Here is an 18,008-nt window from a genome sequence, read left to right on the forward strand (position 1 = left end):
CGCAGGCTCTTGCGACATAGGGTTTGGTCCCTCGAGAAGGATCAAGTCGAAGGCGCGTACGATGAGCTACAAATCAATTCTCCTGAACCTCAATATCGACGGTCCGATCGAACCGATCACGCGGATCGGCGTGAATCTCGCCAGGCGCTTTGATGCCCGTTTGATAGGGTTTTGCGCCGCGGATGCTCCGTTGCCGGTGACGATGGCGCCTGAGGGCGCGGCGATCGCCGCCGATATCTGGGAACAGTCGCGGGATGAGATCCGACGCCGCCTGACCAGCCTGAACGGCGAGTTCGACGGCCTGGTGGCCGGAGCGGTCAAGACGGACTGGCATGGCGATATCGAAAATCCGAATCATGCCGTGGCCCGGAGAGCCCGCATGGCCGACATCGTCGTCACCAGCGCTTTCCAGGGCGCGTCGACGGGCGACTCTTACCGCACGGTCGATCCAGGAGCGCTGGTGCTGCGCGCGGGCCGGCCGGTCCTGGTCGCGGCTCAGGGCGCGATGGATTTGCCGGCTCGCAGGATCGTGGTGTCCTGGAAGGACACGCGTGAGGCCAGGCGGGCGGTGGCGGACGCTGTACCGCTTATGGCCATGGCCGAGGAAGTCACCATCGTCGCGGTCGATCGCAATCCGGACGACTGGACCAGGGACAGCGTCAAGGACGTGGCGAGCTTCCTGGCCGGTCACGGCATCAAGGCGCGCACCGAGATCATCAAGACGGCCGATGATGAAGGCAATCGCCTCGTCGATTTCTTCGCCTCGATGAATGCCGAGCTGATTGTGTCGGGCGCCTATGGGCATAGCCGGTTGAGGGAGTGGGTGTTCGGCGGCGTTACCCGCTCCTTGCTGGACGAGGTGTGGCTCAATCGGCTGATGTCGAACTGACGCCGCAACTGAGGGCACAGCTGCATGCAGGGGAATGCGTGGTGTCGCTGCAGGCGACTATTTTTCGACGCATTGACCGAAATCAAAATTCTTCGCATCGAAATCCTTCATATGTGGCGCATTCAGGCACTTAAGGTAACGCCGCTCAATGAGAAATGCCGTCGTGAGGCTTGTCGACACCTGCAATGCTGAGAGAAGCAAGGGATCGGACTTTCCAACCATCTGGAGAGATGTGCTGAAGGCGCATCCCTGCGTGCTCGGGCAGCCGGTGCAAGACAGCGGAGAGGACGGTCCGCTGCTGAGGATTCCCTTGATCACCGGCCAGGTCCTCGTGTTCCTGGGTTCGCATTTTTCTTTGTTGTGAGCTCCCGCGCCGGGCGTCTTGAGGGTTTGGCCGAATCCTGTCCAACTTGACGAGGATCACGGTTATTGCGTCGCTAACCCGTCTTCACGCCCCTAGCAATCAGTCGGGACGCCGCCGATCTCCCGGGCGGCTGTCTCGGCCGCGTAGACATCGTCGACTGTGATGTTGATCGCCAACCACCGGGCGTCGGGACCGTCAGCGGGTTGTCAGGCTGGGCTTGCTAGACAGCGCTCGCGACCAATCATCTTTCCAAGCAGTCCGCCTTTGTGGTCGTCGGACGGCAGACAGGAGCACATTCGATGCAGTTTCTGAAAATTGGACTTGCGTTGACCACGCTGGCCGTTGCGGCGCCGGCGTTCGCGGATTCCACGGTCAACGTGAAATTGTGGGACAAGAACGGCGACATGAACGCCGACGCCAAGATGGGGATGGGCATGCCGGCGAATATGAACATGGCGATGATGAAGGTTCAGGTCGACAAGAAGGTCGTGCCGGCTGGCAAAGTGACCTTCGATGTGACCAACACCTCCAAGGCCACGGTCCATGAAATGATCGTCGTTCCCGTGGCGGACCCAAAAAAGACGACGCTGCCCTATATTTCGAACGAGAACCGTGTCGATGAGGATGCGGCCGGCCATCTGGGTGAGGTCTCGGAACTCGATCCGGGCAAGTCGGGTTCGCTGACGCTCGACCTCAAGCCAGGCTTCTACGCGGTCTTCTGCAACATCCCCGATCATTTCATGAACGGCATGTGGGCCACCATCAAGGTTCAGTAAGACGACACCGAGCACGCCCGGCGACGAACCGCGGCGTGCTCGCCCAGCCAATGTGGTTATGCCGATCAGGGCGAACGGAGTGTCGATGGGCTCAGGCGGCTTCTATGGCGCTTTTGATCGACGTCACGGGGTGCTTGACGAAGTCCTTGGCGACCTCGCCGACAAGTTTGGCGCTCAATGACGGCTGATAGTGCCTTCGCATCTCACCAAGCGTGCGCGGATCGGCGATCACCAGTATATGCTCGCAGGCTTTCTCGCGGGCCTTGTGATTGAGGTAGCTCGCGATCGACGCGGCAAAGTCGTCTTCACCCAGCCGGGACTCGTCCGGATTGGCGGTTGAACTGCGATGCCTGCCGCCGGATCCGGCGTGGGCCACTTCAAGGACCGAATCCTCGACTTCGATCAGGTCGAGATGAGGTTCGTGCCCCTTGTTGTGAAACAGCCGCAGGCTCTCGCCATCCGTAACCGCGACGAGAGTGCCGTTATTCAGAATCATGTGTTTCTCCGAGGTCGGATCAGCCGAGCACTCCGGCACCGTCCGATCATTTCACTGCCATTGCCAGACAGGTAAGCCCCGATCCCCTCGCGTCGCTTTGACCTTGATCAAAGCCGGGCACGGCCATGAACGACCGGCTAAGTCGAGCAGAAGGCGGAATGCAGCGCCTCGATGACAGTCAGCACCTCCGGGCGGTGCCAGGCGATCGAATCCGTCGAAGCGCCCCCCTCGGCGTAGATCATGCCGGAGCATCAAAGCCGACGAACTTGGCATGCCGGACGGCGGCGCCGTCGAACCTTGACCCGCCGCGGCAAGGTCCTATTCGAAGGAGTAGGTGAATCCTTCCGGCGACGCACCCACGATGACTTTCGCCATCTTCTTGCCCTCGAGCGAGCGGTTGAGCACGCCGCGGCTGAGTTCCGGCAGCAGCGTGTTGGTCAGGATGGCGTCGATCATGCGCCCGCCGGACTCGATCTCGGTGCAGCGCGCCTTGACCAAATCCATCACGCCATCGCCGATCACCAGCTCGGCGTCGTTGGTGGCCTTGAGCCGGCGCGCGATCTTGCCGAACTGGTGCCGGGCGATCGCCTCGATCATCGCGTCCGACAGCGGATAATAGGGAATGGTGACGACGCGGCCGAGGAAGGCGGCCGGGAACACTTTCAGCAGCGGCGCGCGCAGGGCCTGGTCGAGATCGTCGATGCCGGTCCGCACGGTGCCGTTCCTGGTGCGGTCCATGATGACGTCTGAGCCGACATTCGAGGTGAGCAGGATCAGCGTGTTCTTGAAGTCGATCCTGCGGCCTTCGCTGTCATCCATCATGCCCTTGTCGAAGACCTGGAAGAAGATCTCGTGCACGTCCGGATGCGCCTTCTCGACCTCGTCGAGCAGGATCACCGAATAGGGTTTCCTGCGCACCGCCTCGGTCAGGATGCCGCCCTTGCCGTAGCCGACATAACCGGGCGGCGCGCCCTTGAGCGTCGAGACGGTGTGGGCTTCCTGGAACTCTGACATGTTGATCGAGATCAGGTTCTGCTCGCCGCCATAGAGCGTCTCGGCCAGCGCCAGCGCGGTCTCGGTCTTGCCGACGCCGGAAGGGCCGCAGAGCAGGAACACGCCGACCGGCTTTTCCGGCGCGCCGAGGCCGGCGCGGCTGGTCTGCACGCGCCTGGCGATCATCTCCATGGCGTGATCCTGGCCGACGACGCGTTCGGACAGGGTGGCGGCGAGCTTCAGCGCCTTCTCGGTCTGGCTGGAGAGCATGCGTCCGGTCGGAATGCCGGTCCAATCCTGCACCACGGCGGCGACAGCGTTGCGGTCGACCGACGGCAGGATCAGCGGCGTCTCGCCCTGCGCGGCCGCAAGTTCCGCCATCAACTCGCGCAGCCTCGCCAGGTCGGCGGCGGCTTCATCCGCCGGCTCGGCGGAAACTGTTTCGGCCTTTGCGGCCTTTGCCCCTTTGGCCTTCTGGGTCTTGGCCTTCTTGGCCCCGGCAGCCGCGCCGTCGCCAGCCTTGCTCTCGGCAGCCTTTTGTTCGGGCGCCTTTGCTGCGCCGTGCCCGCTCTCGGTCCCGGCAGTCTCCTCAGCCGCCGCCTCGTCGAGCGGCACACCCTCGCCGCGCAATTTGGCGCGCAGGTCGAGGATCTCAGCCACCAATGCCTTTTCCCGATCCCACCGCGCCTGGGCGGCGGCCAAGGCGGTCTCGGTTTCCGCCAGCCCGGCATCGACACGGGCCTGCCGGTCGGAGACGTCGATGCCGATCGCCGCTTCGCGGCCGATAATGCCGCTTTCGACCTCCAGCGCCTGGCGGCGGCGCAGTATGTCCTCGACTTCGGCCGGCGTCGCATGCTGCGAGACCGCGACGCGGGCGCAGGCGGTGTCGAGCAGGCTGACGGCCTTGTCCGGCAACTGGCGCGCCGGGATATAGCGGTGCGAAAGCGAGACCGCCGCCTCGATCGCCTCGTCCAGGATCTGCACCTTGTGGTGCTGCTCCAGCACGCCGGCGACGCCGCGCAGCATCAGCACGGCCACGGCTTCCGACGGCTCGTCGATCTTGACCACCTGGAAGCGGCGGGTGAGCGCCGGGTCCTTCTCGATGTGCTGCTTGTACTCGGCCCAGGTCGTGGCCGCGATGGTGCGCAATTCGCCGCGCGCCAGCGCCGGCTTCAACAGATTGGCTGCATCGCCGGTTCCCGCCGCGCCGCCAGCGCCGATCAGCGTATGCGCCTCGTCGATGAACAGGATGATCGGCACTTCGGAGGCCTGGACCTCGTCGATGACGGCCTTCAGCCGCTTTTCGAACTCGCCCTTGACGCTGGCGCCGGCTTGCATCAGCCCGACATCGAGCATGCGTACGGAGACATTCTGAAGCGTCGGCGGCACGTCGCCCTGGGCGATGCGCAGCGCAAATCCCTCGACCACCGCCGTCTTGCCGACGCCGGCCTCGCCGGTCAGGATCGGGTTGTTTTGCCGGCGTCGCATCAGGATATCGACGATCTGCCTGATTTCCGGATCGCGGCCGACGACCGGATCGATCTTGCCGTCACGGGCGCGCTGGGTGAGGTCGGTGGCGTATTTGGCCAGGGCGGAATCCCCGCCCGGGCCGCGCTTGACCGGTGTCTCCGCGGCGGCCGCGGCGGGAGGTGAGCCGGCTTCGAGCGAGCCTTCCGTGACATCGGCGAAGCGGGAAATGACGCCATCCGCATCGATCTTGTCGAATTCGGCGCTGATCTTCGACACCAGGCCTTCCAGCGCCGGCGTCTTGAGACAAGCGAGCAGGATATGGGCGCTGCGCACCTCCTCGACCCCGAACTCCAGCGTCGCCAGGTTCCAACCCTCCTGGATGGCGTGGAAGATGTGGTCGGAGAATTCCTCCACCGAAGTGGCGCCATAGGGCAGCTTGTCGATGGCGCGGGTCATGTCGGCCGTCAGCCGGCTGACATCCAGTCCGGCGTCGGCGACGATCATCTGCACATCCGAGCGCTCCGACAGCACCAGTTGCTGGATGAAATGGGCGAGCTCGACATAGGGATTGCCGCGCAGCTTGGCCGTGTCGGCGGCGGCCTTGAAGGCGCGCACCCCCGTGGCGTTGAGCTTGGCGACCAGTTCCTTACGCTTGAAGCTCTGCGATGACCGGCGCTGTTCCATCGAACCTGCTCCCGCAACCTGCCGACCCATACCCTGCCATATAAGCGGCTGCTTGACAAAGCCGTGCGGCGGATAGGGCCCTTGAATCCATCCGGGCGGCACCGCCCGGTTACACAAGCCTTGCAAACTCGTGGCAACAAACATGGATTGCCGTCCGGACTATGCGAGCCATTTCACATACCGGTTCCGACAATCGCGCAATGGGTTCGCCGAGAAGGCGGCTGCGTTTAGCTTCCGTTAGTTTTTGCGCAGGTGCTCAATTGTCGTCGCGTGAGGCCGGTGATAACGTTACGTCACATGGGTCTCAGGGCCGCTGGCTGGGGGTTGGTGTGATTGATCTCGCACTCTGGCTGAATCCTCTGAACGGTGCGAATCCGTCGGGAGAGGACTTGCGCAACGACCCGGCTTTTCATGACCTGGAGCGCCTGACCGAGCCTCAGGTCAAAGTCGTTCACGACGGCAACAGCAAGCCCACCTCGCAATCCAGTCCGGTCGACTGGACGGCCGTGCTGGAAAAAGCCGAGGAATTGCGTCCGCGCGGCCGGGATCTGCGGCTGCTGGTCATCGTTGCGCGGGCCTTGGCCAACGAGGAAGGGCTGGCCGGCCTCGCCCAGGGCCTGACGCTCATCGCCAGGACCTTCGAACAGTACTGGGACACGATGCACCCTGCGCTGCGGACGGGCGCGCCGCGCGAGGCCGCCTTGCGCCGCATCAATGCGCTGCTCGACCTGCAAAACGGCCAGGAAGGCCTGCTGGCGAACCTCAGGCAGGCGGTATTCTTCTCGCCGCGCGCGATCGGGCCGATCAGTGGCCGGGACCTGGAACAGGCGGCGCTCGACGAACGCGTCATGCTCCAGGAGGCAGCCTCCGGCCTCGGGACCGCCGAAAAGGCGGCGCTGACGAACGCCCACAACCAGCTGTTGAACCGTGTGCGCACAGGATGCGCGGCGCAGATCGATCAAGCAGCGGACGCGATGACGTCGCTGCTGGCCGACGCGCGTGCCGCGATCGCCGCTCTCGACGCGATTGATACCGCCCTCAATGCCCGCATCGAAGGCAATGGCGCCACCGTCCCGGAATTGAAGAAGTTCCTGCAGCGTTTGCTGACGACGCTGGAGCGGAATTCCAGCGCGGGCGCCCAAGTGGCGAATGGTGCCGCGAAAGCCTCCCCACAGCCGGTTCAGCCGGCATCGACGCCCGCCCGAAACGGTCATGGAGCCGAGCCGATGGCAAGTGTGGCAAGCCCAGTCGAAGCGAGCGCCGGCCTGCCGGACCGGATCAACTCGCGCGACGAAGTCGTCAAATGCCTGGACCTCGTCGTCGCCTTCTACGACCGCACCGAGCCGTCCAGCCCCATCCCGCATCTCGCCCGGCGGGTGCGCCGGATGGTGCACATGGATTTCGTGGAACTGATGGAAGATCTCGCCCCGTCGGGGCTGAAGGAATTCCGGCTGCTTGCCGGTGTCCCGGATCCCAAGAAGCCGGCCCAGAAGGATGAAAGGTAACAAGCATGCCAGCAGAGAGCAAAGCGAAGGTCATCGAAAGAAACCGCGCGCCGCGCGTGCAGATCGCCTACGATGTCGAAACCTACGGCAGCCCGACGACGATCGAACTGCCGTTCGTCATGGCCGTGATGGCGGACCTTGCAGGCGCTTCGCAGACCAAGGAAGCGTCGAAATCGGTCCTCGACCGCAACTTCGTCGAAACCGACGCCAACCGCTTCCCGAAATTCATGGAAGCGATGGGGCCGCGCGTGAAGGCGCGGGTGAAGAACACCTTGCCGCAAGCCGAGGGCCAGGAGCGGGACGAAGAGCTCGCCATCGACCTCACCTTCTCCAAGATGGGCGACTTCGCGCCGGACAAGATCGCCGAGCAGGTCCCGCAGCTGGCCGAGATCCTGAAGATGCGCCGCCAGCTCGAGGAGTTGCTGGGCTTCATGGACGGCCGCGTCGACGCCGAAAAGCGCATCGCGCAGCTTCTGAACAACGAGCCGCTGCTGAGCAAGATCGCCAGCCAGGCGATGGATGACGGCAAGGGCGAGGAGTAAGTCATGGCCGAACAGCAAAAAACCGCAGCCGCCACCGCCGAGGCGGAAGCCATCGATCTCGGCGAATTCAGCGGGCTCCTTGAAAAGGATTTCAAGGTCAAGAAGGACGACAGCGAGAAGCTGCAGCAGCTGGTGCGCAACCTGGCACTGGCGGCGCAATCGCGCTCCGAGACGACGACCATCTCTTCTAACGCGATCAAGTCGATCAAGTCGCTGATCGCCGGCATCGACAAGATGCTGACGACGCAGGTCAACGAGATCCTGCATGCGCCGGAAGTGCGCGAGATGGAAGGCACGTGGCGCGGCCTCTGGTACCTGATCAACAACACCGAGACCGATACCAAGCTGAAGATCCGGGTGATGAACATCTCCAAGGAGCAGCTGGCCGACACGCTGGAAGACTATGAAGGCCAGATGTGGGACCAGAGCCCGATCTTCAAGAAGGTCTACACGGACGAGTATTCGATGCTGGGCGGCGAGCCTATCGGCTGCATCATCGGCGCCTATGAGTTCTCCAACCACCCGCGCGACGTCGGCCTACTGCGCAACATCTCGGGCGTCTGCGCCTCGGCGCACACGCCGTTCATCGCTGCCGCCTCGCCGCGGCTGTTCCGCATGGACAGCTGGCAGGAACTGCCGAACCCGCAGGACCTGCAGATGATCGTGAACAACCCGGCCTATGCCTCCTGGCAGTCGCTGCGCGAAAGCGAGGACGCCCGCTATATCGGGCTCACCATGCCGCGCGTGCTGGCGCGCCTGCCCTATGGTTCGGAAACCGTTCCGGTGAAGGGCTTCACCTTCGAGGAGGAGGTGGGCGGCGACCACAACAAATATGTCTGGATGAACGCCGCCTTCCCGATGGGCGTCAACATCAACCGCAGCCACAAGCTCTATGGCTGGGGCACGCAGATCCGCGGCGTCGAGAATGGCGGCACGGTGCTCAACCTGCCGGTGCACGCCTTCCCAACCGACGACGGCTCGATCGCGATGAAATGTCCGACCGAGGTCGCCATCGACGACCGGCGCGAAGCGGAATTGGCCAAACTCGGCCTGATGCCGATCCTGCACCGCAAGAACACCGACCTTGCGGCCTTCATCGGCGCGCATTCGCTGCAGGACGACGAGACGCGCGCCGGACGTCTGGTCGATCCTGACGCGCAGTCGAACGAGCGGCTTTCCGCCAACTTGCCTTACCTGTTCCCGGTCTCGCGCTTCGCGCACTACCTCAAGGCGATCGCGCGCGACAAGATCGGCTCGTTCAAGGAACGCACCGACATGGAGATCTGGTTGACAGAATGGATCAACCGGTACGTGCTGGCCAACCCTGCCTTCGCCGACGACAAGGCGCGCGCCAAGCGCCCGCTTGCCGCGGCCGAGGTGCAGGTCGACAGCGTCGAAGGCCGGCCCGGTTACTACAACGCCCGTTTCTATCTGCGTCCGCACTATCAGTTGGAAGGCATCAACGCCTCGCTCCGGCTGGTGTCGGAACTGCCGTCGGTGAAGGGCTGAACTCGTTAAGCAAAGTCATCTTGTTTCGTAGCGGTGGAGAAAGACAATGCCAGACAGAACCGATGCGCCCTCGACGAAAATCGACGGCTTCCTGAAAGTGCCGGACATCAAGGGCCCGAGCAAACGTGACGGCCATGAAGACGAGATCGAGATCCACGGCGTCGACTACAAGATGATCGCGCCCTACGACCCGAACTCGCTGTCGCGGCGCGGCCGCGTGTCCATGGGAATGATCAAATTCTTCAAGCACTACGACAAGTCGTCGCCCTACCTGAAGAAGGCGCTGTTCGAGAACAAGGCGCTGGACGAGGTGGTGTTCTCGGCACGCCGCACCATCGACGGCGAGACGAGCGACTATCTGGTGGTGACTCTCACCGACGCCTCGATCATGGAATACGATATGCGGCAGGCGCAGGACGAGCCAGACCTGATCGAGGAAGAGGTCAGCTTCGCCTACAAGAAGATCAAGTTCGTCTACGACAAGGACGATGAGATCGAAATGGACGTCTATGTCGGCAAGTGAGGCCAAGCGGCCCGGCGCAAAGGCGCAGCTCGCCGGCAGCTCCCGGGCAAAGCGCGAGGCGGTTCAGCCCTCCCTCTGGGACCGCCTCGTCAACGATTTGCCCGGGCTGACGTCGGAGATCGACGGGCTGCGTCGCCTGCTGGATGAAGAACTCGGCGCCGAGCGCGTCGAGGCTCTTCTTGCCGGCAGCGCGCGGGCCATCGATGCCGATGCCGAGCTTACGGCCGAGCAGAAACGGCGACTGCATAGGCTGATCTTCCAGACCGAGCATCGCGCCGAAATCGAAAGCCGCGGCGTGGTGGTATCGGCGCGCGTGCTGCGCGAAGCCGTCCGGCGCGACATAGAGGCGCTGTTCAACACCGAGCGTTTCGAATCCGTGCCGATGCTGTCCGACGCCGAGCACGAACAGCCCTTGGACGAGTTGCCGTCGCTGGCCGATTTTCCGGAAGTGCGCCGCAGCGTCGTCAATTACGGCGTGCCGTCCTTCTCCGGCCGCTCCTCGCGGGATTTCGACCGCGACACGCTGGCGCGCGAAATCCGCGCGGTGCTCGCCACCTTCGAGCCGCGTCTCAAGGAAAGCGCGACAACCGTGAATGTCACGCTCGGCGACAAAAGCGTCGGCCTCAAGATCGAGATCGACGCCGTGCTGATCATGACGCCGACGCCGGAACGCATGCGGCTGCGCACCACGATCAATCTCGACAACGGCCTGGCGCGAACCGAATTCCGGGAGACCTGAGATGGATCGGGTCTTCGTAGAGTATTACGAAGAGGAACTAACCCATATCCGGGCGCTGGCCGCGGAATTCGCCGACATGCATCCGGCGGTCGCGCGCAACCTTTCCCTCGATACCGTCCCCTGCCCCGACCCCTATGTCGAAAGGCTGCTCGACGGCGTTGCCTTCCTTGCGGCGCGCACGCGGCTCAAGGTCGACGCGGAGCGCTCGCGCTTCTCGCGAGCCGTGCTCGACGTGCTTTACCCGGACCTGGTGACGCCGGCGCCTGCGACGGCGATGGCCGTGCTGAAACCTGGACAGCAAGTGCAGTCGATGATCGCCGGCCATGCCGTCGCGCGCGGCACGCGGCTGGTCTCGGGCCTGCATCCGGGGCTCTCGACGCGCTCGACCTTCACCACCGCGCAAGAGGTCACGCTGTGGCCGATCGCGATCACCTCGGTCGGCTATTTCCAGGACCGCAGCGCGCTGGCGGCCGCCGGCATCGCGCCGATCGGCGGCGTGCGCGGCGAGGCGGCGTTCCGCATCACGCTGGCGCGGACCGGAAAGGGCAAGCTCAGCGAGTTGTCGCTCGACCGCCTCGACCTCTATTTCGCCGGGCGCGCCAAGGCGCCGCTCATCTTCGACGCGATCTTCGGCGCCTGCTCGGCCGTCGGCGCGCGGGCGGAAGGCAAGACCAATCCGCTCACCGCCCTGCCCGAGCCCGAGATGATCGGCATCCACGACGACGAAGCGCTGATGCCGCGCACCCGCCCGACTTTCGAGGGGTACCGGCTGCTGCGCGAATATTTCATGATCCCGGAGCGCTTCCACTATGTGCGGGTCGCCGGCCTGCAGCCGGTGGTGCGCAAGTGCGATGGTGCAATAGAGATCATCTTCCTGTTCCGGCGTCCGGTGCCGGAGCTCGCCGATGTGACGGCCGCCGATTTCGAGCTGTTCGCGACGCCGATCATCAATCTCTTCGAACGCGAATGCAACGTCATCGAGATCGATCCGCGCCGGACGCGCCAGGTGCTGCATGCTGATCGCACCAGGGCGCGCGACTTCGAGATCTTCCGCGTCACCCGGGTTGAGGACGCCGACGCCGAAGGCAGCGAAGCGGTCATTCCCGAATTGTTCAGCCTCGGGCAGAACCGCGGCAGCGGCTGGGTCTACTCGACGGAGCGGCGCCCGCGCCGGGCAACGGAGGACGAGCGGCGCGACGGCCTGACCCGCACCTCCTATACCGGCGACGATGTCTTCATCGCGGTGTCGCGCCCGGCGGGGAGCCCGGCCAACCGGCCGCTCAAGCGGCTCGACGTGATGGCGCTCTGCACCAATCGCGACCTGGCGATCCTGGACGACACGCCGACGCTGACGCTGGAGACCGCCGATCCGGTGGAAGCGGTGCGGCTGCTCGGCGCGCTGCGGCCGCCGCAGCCGGCCATCCCGGCAGCTCTGCCGGCCGGCGCCGAAGGCGAATCCCGCGCCGACAATCTCGCCTGGCGGCTGGTGGCGCAGCTTTCGCTCAACTTCCTCAGCCTCGCCAAGGAGGGCCGCGGCGTCGACCCGCTGCACGCCTTGCTCGACCTCTACGCCGATCGCGGCGATCCAAGCCTTGCCCGCAACGTGCATTCGATCACCCGCATCGACTCGCGCCCGGTGATCGAGCGGCTGCAGATCGACGGGCCGATGTGTTTCGGCCGCGGCACCGAGGTGACGCTGCATGTCGACCAGTCGGTGCTGGCGGGTCAAAGCACACTGCTGCTTTCGGCCCTGCTTGCGCGGCTGTTCGCCCGCCATGCCGGGATAAATGGTTTCGTGCGGACTCGCACGCGGTTGCTGCAGAAGCAGGAGGATGTGCCATGGCCGATGACGCCCGGCAATCGCTACCTGATCTAGCGCAACCGGCCCCAACGGAGGCGGAGCCGCTGTCGGAGGGGTACGACTTCTTCGAGCTGCTGCGCCGGCTGGAGCAGCGACGGGGTCTGTTCGGCCATTCGGGAACCGCGGAGCGCGAGCCGGCAAGGCTCGGCCAGCATGTGCGCCTGAGCTTCTCGGCCAGGGACGTGGTCAAATTCCAAGATGCGGGCGAAAAGGCTCCGGCGCGGGTGACCCTCGCCAATCTCGGCCTGCTCGGGCCGGAAGGGCCGATGCCGCTGCATCTGACGCGCTGGGTGCTCGACCGGCTGTCGCAACGCTGGTTCACCGGTGCCGACGCCGAGCAGACCAGCGACACGACCTTCGTCGACTTTGTCAACATCCTGCAGCACCGCATGATCGCGCTCTACTATCGCGCCTGGGCGGACGCGCATCCGGCGGTGCAGATCGAACGTTCGGTCGGCGGTCGTGTCCGCGCCATGCTGGAAGCCATGGCCGGCATCGGCCTTCCCGGCACGCAGGACCCCGAGCTCGACACGGTTCGGCTGCGCCAGGCCGGATCGCTGGCGAACCAGGTCGACGGCGCGGAGCGGCTGACGCTGTTCCTCGCCACCGCCTTCAAGGTGCCGGTTGAGATCAAGGAATTCGTCGCCGCCTGGATCGCCATTCCGAAGGCGCTGCAGAGCCAAGTCGGCAAGGCCTATGCGGCGCTGGGGCGCGGGGCCACGATCGGCCCGCGCGTCTTCAGCCGGCAGAGCCGCATCGAATTGCGCGTCGGCCCGCTCAGCCTCGACGATTTCAAGTCGTTCCTGCCTGGAGAACGGAGGCTTGTCCTGTTCAAGAAGGCGGTGCGCGACATGATCGGCGAAGCCCTTGATGTCGACCTCAGGATCGTGCTCGCGCGCGACGCCGTGCCGGCGCCCAAGATGGGAACGATCCAGCTCGGCCGGACCTCATGGCTCTCGCGCCCCACCGAAATGGGAGACGCCGACGATCTCAGGCTGCGCACCATCGTCGGTTGGCGGCCGGACATGGCGGAGGCAGCCTGATGAGCCTGCTTCTGACCCTGGAACAAGGTCCGCGCTCGCAGGTGGTCAGGCAGACCCGGCTGGACGAGGGCGAGTTGGTGATCGGCCGCAGCGCCGATGCCGGCTGGCAGATCGACGACCCGGACATGTTCGTCTCACGCGCGCACTGCAAGATCAGCGGCGGCCGCGACGGCTATTTTGTCACCGACACGTCGAGCAGTGGATTGTTCATCGACGACTCCGACAGCCCGCTCGGAACCGGCAGGTCGACGCGCTTGCAAAGCGGCATGCGGCTGCGCATGGGCGACTATGTGCTCCATGTTGAGATCCAGCCGGGCGCCGGCCACACCTCGATCGGCCAGGCGCCGATCGCCAATGCTGTGCCGGCATGGCCGTCGCCACAGGCGCGGACGCCAGCCAATATCGGCGGCGACGATTTCTTCTCGGCCAAGGCCGAGGAGGAGCCGCAGCGGCCGCGCCCGGCCGGGCTGCCCGATCCGTTCGAGCAGCCTGTGCCCGGAGCTTACGATCGCGCTTCGAACCAGCGCAGCTCGCCGGCCTTCGACGATCCGTTCAGCCTCGATCCGGTGGCGACGCCGACCTCGAACGACGAGCCCGCCACCGGCCGAGCGGACCCGTTCGGCTTTGGCGACATGCCAGCGCGCAACGACATGCCCGAGCCCCCGCCCAAAGCCGCCGGCTTCGACGATTTCAGCTTCGGGCCAGCCGCGACGCCCGCTTCCGGCCACGGTGCCGATCCAGCCGATCGCTTCGAGCGGCCGGCCGAGAAGCCGAAGGCCGCCCGTCCCTGGGAAATACCGGCGCAGGCGCCCCAACCCCCTACTCCGCAACCTCGCCCTGTTTCCGCGCCGAGGCCATCGCGTGCAGCGCAGCCTGCGCCGAGCGACATGGCGCTGCGCGCGGCATTCCTGCGCGGCATGGGCGTCGAGGAGGCCGACTTTCCCGGGCGCGATCCGCTCGTCGAGATGGAGAAATTCGGCCGCGAATACAGGCTGATGCTCGACGGCCTGATGCAGCTCTTGCGCAAGCGCGCCGAAGAGAAGGGGAGCGCGCGCGTCGCGCAGACGGTGGTCGGTTCTTCGGAAGTCAACCCGCTCAAATTCCTGCCGACGGTCGAGGATGTCATCGTCACCATCATCGCCGAGCGCAGCCCCGGCTTTCTCTCCGGCGAGGCGGCGATCAGCGATGCTGTCAAGGACCTCGCGCAGCATCACGTGCGCGCCTGGCGCGGCGTTCACGCCGCGCTTCGGCGCATGATCGACCGTTTCGATCCGGCCGCGATCGAGGAAGAGCTCAAGTCCAATTCCGCGATCGGCAATCTGCTCGCAGGCGGGCGCAACGCCAAGCTGTGGGAGCTCTACCAGAAACGCCATCGCGACATCGCCCAGAGCGCGGAATCGAGCTTCCTGGGCGAGATCGGCGCAGACTTCAGGGACGCTTACGAAGAGGAGTAGGGACATGATCGACAGACGCGAATTCATCGTTGCTCTCGGCGCGACGGGGCTGCTTGCGGCTTGCCAGAGCGGCCCGCCGAAACCATCGGTGATCTCGGTCAACGTGACCGGCGGCGCCGGCATGAATCCGGGACCGGGCGGCGGCGACCGGCCGGTGACGGTTCTGGTGATGCGGCTTGCCAGCACCGGCAAGTTCAACTCGGCCGATTATTTCGCGCTGCAGGGCGATGCCGGCTCGGCGCTGGGCGCCGACCTGATCGGCTCGGACGCGATCTCGGTCGCGCCGGGCAAGACGGCGGCCAAGACCATCACGGTCGAGCCGAACGCCACGGCGCTCGGCTTCGTCGCGCTGATCCGCGAACCCGGCGGACGCAACTGGCGCACGACCAAGTCGGTTTCGCCGGGGTCGAAATTCACCATCAATGTCAGCCTCGGCAAAGGCGGCATATCCGCCTAGCGAAGCGTCAACAGGGCAGTGCAGAGAGTGGCAGCATGAGCGACGCAAACAGGGTGCTGTGGTCCGAGGGACTCTTCTTGAGGACCCAGCATTTCCAGCAGCAGGACCGGTTCTTCGAGGGGATGGTGCGCGGCGCCTTGCAGGCGGGCCAGCTCCATACGTTCGGCTTCCAGCAGCTGACGCTCGACCAGTCGCTGCTCGACGCCGGCCAAGTGTCGATCGTATCCGCCCGGGGCATCTTCCCGGACGGCACGCCCTTCTCCATCCCGGAGCTGATGGATGCGCCGAAGCCGCTGCCGGTCACGGCCGACACCGGCGCCGGGCCGGTGCTGGTGGCGCTGCCGCTGGAGCCGCCCGGCGGCGTCGGATTCGATCCGGCGCATGCTCAATCGACGGGCGCGCGCTACCACGGCAAGATCGTCCCGGTGCGCGACGCCGTGCAGGGCGGCGCCGATCCGGAAGAAATCGAGATCGCCCGGCCGCAAGCGGTGCTGCTGGCGCCCGGCAAATCGGTCGGCGGCTATACCGCCTTGCCGATCGCCGATATCACGGGCGTGCGCGCCGATGGCGGCGTCTCGCTCGACCAGTCCTTCCTGCCGCCGACGCTGATCACCGGCGCCGTGCACTGGTACCGGCAATTGCTGCAGGAGGTCGTCACCGGCCTCGACCAGATCGCCGAGGCGCATGGCAAGATGGTGATGGGCGGGGCCGGCCGCAGCGTCGAGGACCTTTTGATGCTGCACCTCGCCAATGCCGCGCGGCCGCGGCTGGCGCATATGCTGGCGCAGGACGTCTTCCATCCGGCCGAGCTCTATCTCGAACTTGCCGGCCTCGCCGGCGAGATGGCCACCTACGGCTCGAGCTCGCGGCGGCTCGGCGAGTTGCCGGCCTACGACCACATGGCGCCCGGCCCCGCCTATATGGCGCTGGCCGACGCCTTGCGTTCGCTGATCCTCAGCCTGCGCTACATCGAGCCGAAATCGCGCGCGCTTCCAGTCATGCGACACGCGACCAATGTCTGGAAGGTGCGCATCGACAACCCGAAGCTGCTGGTCGCCAGCCGCATCGTCATCCGCGTCGGCTCCGAGCTTTCGGAAGACGCACTGCGCAAGATCTTCGTCAACCAGGCGACGGTCGGCTCGGCCGACCAGTTCGAGGGCCTGTGGAAGTCACGCCTGCCCGGCATTCCGCTGAAGCCGCTGCATTCGCAGCCGCGCGAGATCCCCTATGACGGCGACCGGCTGTGCCTGGAGCTCGACCAGAAGAGCGAGCATTGGGCCTCGCTGCTCGACGCGCCGGGCTTCGTCATCGGCGTTTCCGGCGTGCTGCCGAGCGAGCCGCAGGTCGACTGCTATTCGGTGAACAGGTGAGGCCATGAGCCGGGATGATCCCTTCGGACTGTCGGAGGATCGCGAGCGCACACGCATCCGGCTGACCGGTGCGGCGCCCCGGCCGATGGCACCGCTGGCGCCGGGCGCGCCGGTCAAGCGGGCGCGCGCCCATCCCAACACGCTGATCAATATCTTCGCCCCGCTGCTCGAATTCGCGCCGGAGCTCGAAAGCGCGCTGGCGCCGGAGAACCCGGAAGTGATGCGCACGCGCCTGCTCGACGAGCTGGTGCGGGCGCGCGACGCCGCTGTTGCCGCGGGCTCATCGCTGGAGCGCGCGGACCAGGCGGCCTGGGCCGTGGCGGCGCTGCTCGATGATCTCGCACTCAACACGCCATGGGGCGGCGCCAGCGCCTGGCCGCGCCAGCCGCTTGTGGTCATGCTGCGCGGCGACGTCGATGCCGGCACCCAGTTCTTCACGCGGCTCGACGAGCTGGAGCGGCATCCCAACCGCGACCGCGAGATGCTGGAGCTGCAATATTACTGCCTGGCGCTCGGCTTCCGCGGCAAATACCGGGTGCCCGGCCGCGCCGGCGACCGTTCGCTCAACGCCGTGCGGGTAGCCGCGGCGCGCTTCTTGCGCAATGCGGATGCCGAGGATTCGCCGCTGTCGCCGAACTGGAAAGGCGTGATCGCCTCCGACGAGCCGCAGCGTTTCATCGTGCCGATCTGGGTGATGGCGCTCGCCGCGATTGTCGTCGCCGCTGCCGCTTATGTCGGCCTGTCGATGGGCCTGAGCAGCCAGGCGGTCGAGCTTTCCGCGCTGGTGCGCACGCTGCCGCCGGCCTCGCGCGGCGACGTCACCCGCGCCGCGCCCAAGCAGGATGCTCCTGAACCCGAAGCGCCGCAGCCGGTCGATTTCGCGCTGCTGCCCGAGTTCAAGGCCGCGGCGCCGGATGACCTCAAAGGCGCGCTCAGCGGCACCGAGAGCGTCTCGCTGGCGAAGCTCATCATCCAATCCTCCAATCCCGAGCTGTTCCAGTCGTCGCGGCCGACGCTGACCGAGGGTTACGAGCCGCTGATCGCGTCGATCGCCAAGGTTATCCTCGACAACAAGGAGCTGATCGGAAAGATCACGGTCGTCGGCCATACCGACAATGTGCGCCTGCAGAAGTCGAACCCGCTTGCCAGCAACCAGCGCCTGTCGGAAGCGCGCGCCGAGACCATAGCCAAGCTTCTGGTGCAAGCCGGCGTGCCGCCGGAGAGCATCTCATCCGAGGGTCGCGCCGAAACCGATCCGGTGGCCGACAATTCCACTCGGGAAGGCCGCGCGCTCAACCGGCGCGTCGAGGTGTTGGTCGAGAAGAGGCTCTGA

Annotated in this window: 16 protein-coding genes; 14 read left to right on the forward strand and 2 right to left on the reverse strand. The window is 65.5% G+C overall.

Annotated features, from left to right (window positions below):
- Positions 1-61: 61 nt before the first annotated feature.
- The 3 genes from EJ072_RS08210 to EJ072_RS08220 all read left to right on the forward strand — a co-directional run bounded on the left by EJ072_RS08210 (position 62) and on the right by EJ072_RS08220 (position 2,029).
- On the forward strand, positions 62-889 hold the full coding sequence (locus tag EJ072_RS08210; protein ID WP_126079264.1) for a universal stress protein: 828 nt from the start codon (positions 62-64) through the stop codon (positions 887-889).
- A gap of 148 nt (positions 890-1,037) precedes the next feature.
- Entirely contained in the window at positions 1,038-1,253 is a 216-nt protein-coding gene (locus EJ072_RS08215; protein WP_126079265.1) for a hypothetical protein, read from the forward strand.
- Between the two features lie 299 nt (positions 1,254-1,552).
- Positions 1,553-2,029 carry a plastocyanin/azurin family copper-binding protein gene (locus EJ072_RS08220; protein WP_126079266.1) on the forward strand — a complete coding sequence of 159 codons (477 nt, stop codon included), beginning with the start codon at positions 1,553-1,555 and terminating at the stop codon, positions 2,027-2,029.
- A gap of 91 nt (positions 2,030-2,120) precedes the next feature.
- On the opposite strand, the gene EJ072_RS08225 is transcribed toward EJ072_RS08220, so the two are convergent.
- Both EJ072_RS08225 and tssH read right to left on the reverse strand, forming a co-directional pair.
- On the reverse strand, positions 2,121-2,564 hold the full coding sequence (locus tag EJ072_RS08225) for a host attachment protein (RefSeq protein ID WP_245467255.1): 444 nt from the start codon (positions 2,562-2,564) through the stop codon (positions 2,121-2,123).
- A 279-nt stretch (positions 2,565-2,843) separates the two neighbouring features.
- Entirely contained in the window at positions 2,844-5,672 is a 2,829-nt protein-coding gene (tssH, locus tag EJ072_RS08230) for a type VI secretion system ATPase TssH (protein ID WP_126079267.1), read from the reverse strand.
- Between the two features lie 329 nt (positions 5,673-6,001).
- Between tssH and tssA the strand changes: the two genes are divergently transcribed.
- From tssA to icmH, 11 genes are read left to right on the forward strand one after another with little or no spacing between them, the layout of a single operon-like run.
- The gene (gene tssA, locus EJ072_RS08235; protein WP_126079268.1) at positions 6,002-7,177 is read left to right on the forward strand and encodes a type VI secretion system protein TssA; all 1,176 of its coding nucleotides are present in this window, start codon (positions 6,002-6,004) and stop codon (positions 7,175-7,177) included.
- A 5-nt stretch (positions 7,178-7,182) separates the two neighbouring features.
- Positions 7,183-7,719: a type VI secretion system contractile sheath small subunit gene (gene tssB / locus EJ072_RS08240; RefSeq protein ID WP_040985731.1), complete on the forward strand. Its 537-nt coding sequence runs from the start codon at positions 7,183-7,185 to the stop codon at positions 7,717-7,719.
- A 3-nt stretch (positions 7,720-7,722) separates the two neighbouring features.
- The gene (tssC, locus tag EJ072_RS08245) at positions 7,723-9,228 is read left to right on the forward strand and encodes a type VI secretion system contractile sheath large subunit (protein ID WP_010910844.1); all 1,506 of its coding nucleotides are present in this window, start codon (positions 7,723-7,725) and stop codon (positions 9,226-9,228) included.
- Positions 9,229-9,274: 46 nt separating this feature from the next.
- Positions 9,275-9,751 (forward strand): Hcp family type VI secretion system effector, encoded by a 477-nt coding sequence (locus EJ072_RS08250; RefSeq protein WP_126062707.1) that lies wholly within the window; start codon positions 9,275-9,277, stop codon positions 9,749-9,751.
- On the forward strand, positions 9,738-10,490 hold the full coding sequence (tssE, locus tag EJ072_RS08255; protein ID WP_042638539.1) for a type VI secretion system baseplate subunit TssE: 753 nt from the start codon (positions 9,738-9,740) through the stop codon (positions 10,488-10,490). Before EJ072_RS08250 ends, tssE begins: the two co-directional genes overlap by 14 nt.
- Before the next feature lies 1 nt (position 10,491).
- Complete coding sequence (tssF, locus tag EJ072_RS08260) at positions 10,492-12,366, forward strand: type VI secretion system baseplate subunit TssF (RefSeq protein ID WP_126079269.1); 1,875 nt, start codon at positions 10,492-10,494, stop codon at positions 12,364-12,366.
- Complete coding sequence (gene tssG / locus EJ072_RS08265) at positions 12,330-13,394, forward strand: type VI secretion system baseplate subunit TssG (RefSeq protein ID WP_126079270.1); 1,065 nt, start codon at positions 12,330-12,332, stop codon at positions 13,392-13,394. The genes tssF and tssG overlap by 37 nt, the downstream gene beginning before the upstream one ends.
- Positions 13,394-14,848 carry a type VI secretion system-associated FHA domain protein TagH gene (tagH, locus tag EJ072_RS08270; RefSeq protein WP_126079271.1) on the forward strand — a complete coding sequence of 485 codons (1,455 nt, stop codon included), beginning with the start codon at positions 13,394-13,396 and terminating at the stop codon, positions 14,846-14,848. The genes tssG and tagH overlap by 1 nt, the downstream gene beginning before the upstream one ends.
- 4 nt (positions 14,849-14,852) lie before the next feature.
- A complete protein-coding gene (gene tssJ / locus EJ072_RS08275; protein WP_040985738.1) occupies positions 14,853-15,305 on the forward strand; it encodes a type VI secretion system lipoprotein TssJ in 453 nt (150 codons plus the stop codon).
- 35 nt (positions 15,306-15,340) lie between these two features.
- A complete protein-coding gene (tssK, locus tag EJ072_RS08280; RefSeq protein ID WP_126062712.1) occupies positions 15,341-16,675 on the forward strand; it encodes a type VI secretion system baseplate subunit TssK in 1,335 nt (444 codons plus the stop codon).
- Positions 16,676-16,679: 4 nt separating this feature from the next.
- The gene (gene icmH, locus EJ072_RS08285) at positions 16,680-18,008 is read left to right on the forward strand and encodes a type IVB secretion system protein IcmH/DotU (protein ID WP_126079272.1); all 1,329 of its coding nucleotides are present in this window, start codon (positions 16,680-16,682) and stop codon (positions 18,006-18,008) included.

This window comes from Mesorhizobium sp. M2A.F.Ca.ET.046.03.2.1, assembly GCF_003952425.1.
Lineage (GTDB): Bacteria > Pseudomonadota > Alphaproteobacteria > Rhizobiales > Rhizobiaceae > Mesorhizobium.

What these genes read in the sequence shown, in the direction of transcription:
- tssB (WP_040985731.1), top strand. Translation starts at nt 7,183, where the DNA reads ATGCCAGCAGAGAGCAAAGCGAAGGTCATCGAAAGAAACCGCGCGCCG.
- EJ072_RS08250 (WP_126062707.1), top strand. Translation starts at nt 9,275, where the DNA reads ATGCCAGACAGAACCGATGCGCCCTCGACGAAAATCGACGGCTTCCTG.
- tssE (WP_042638539.1), top strand. Translation starts at nt 9,738, where the DNA reads ATGTCGGCAAGTGAGGCCAAGCGGCCCGGCGCAAAGGCGCAGCTCGCC.
- tssH (WP_126079267.1), bottom strand. Translation starts at nt 5,672, where the DNA reads ATGGAACAGCGCCGGTCATCGCAGAGCTTCAAGCGTAAGGAACTGGTC.
- tssG (WP_126079270.1), top strand. Translation starts at nt 12,330, where the DNA reads ATGGCCGATGACGCCCGGCAATCGCTACCTGATCTAGCGCAACCGGCC.
- icmH (WP_126079272.1), top strand. Translation starts at nt 16,680, where the DNA reads ATGAGCCGGGATGATCCCTTCGGACTGTCGGAGGATCGCGAGCGCACA.
- EJ072_RS08210 (WP_126079264.1), top strand. Translation starts at nt 62, where the DNA reads ATGAGCTACAAATCAATTCTCCTGAACCTCAATATCGACGGTCCGATC.
- tssK (WP_126062712.1), top strand. Translation starts at nt 15,341, where the DNA reads ATGAGCGACGCAAACAGGGTGCTGTGGTCCGAGGGACTCTTCTTGAGG.
- tssC (WP_010910844.1), top strand. Translation starts at nt 7,723, where the DNA reads ATGGCCGAACAGCAAAAAACCGCAGCCGCCACCGCCGAGGCGGAAGCC.
- EJ072_RS08220 (WP_126079266.1), top strand. Translation starts at nt 1,553, where the DNA reads ATGCAGTTTCTGAAAATTGGACTTGCGTTGACCACGCTGGCCGTTGCG.
- tssF (WP_126079269.1), top strand. Translation starts at nt 10,492, where the DNA reads ATGGATCGGGTCTTCGTAGAGTATTACGAAGAGGAACTAACCCATATC.
- EJ072_RS08215 (WP_126079265.1), top strand. Translation starts at nt 1,038, where the DNA reads ATGAGAAATGCCGTCGTGAGGCTTGTCGACACCTGCAATGCTGAGAGA.
- tagH (WP_126079271.1), top strand. Translation starts at nt 13,394, where the DNA reads ATGAGCCTGCTTCTGACCCTGGAACAAGGTCCGCGCTCGCAGGTGGTC.
- tssJ (WP_040985738.1), top strand. Translation starts at nt 14,853, where the DNA reads ATGATCGACAGACGCGAATTCATCGTTGCTCTCGGCGCGACGGGGCTG.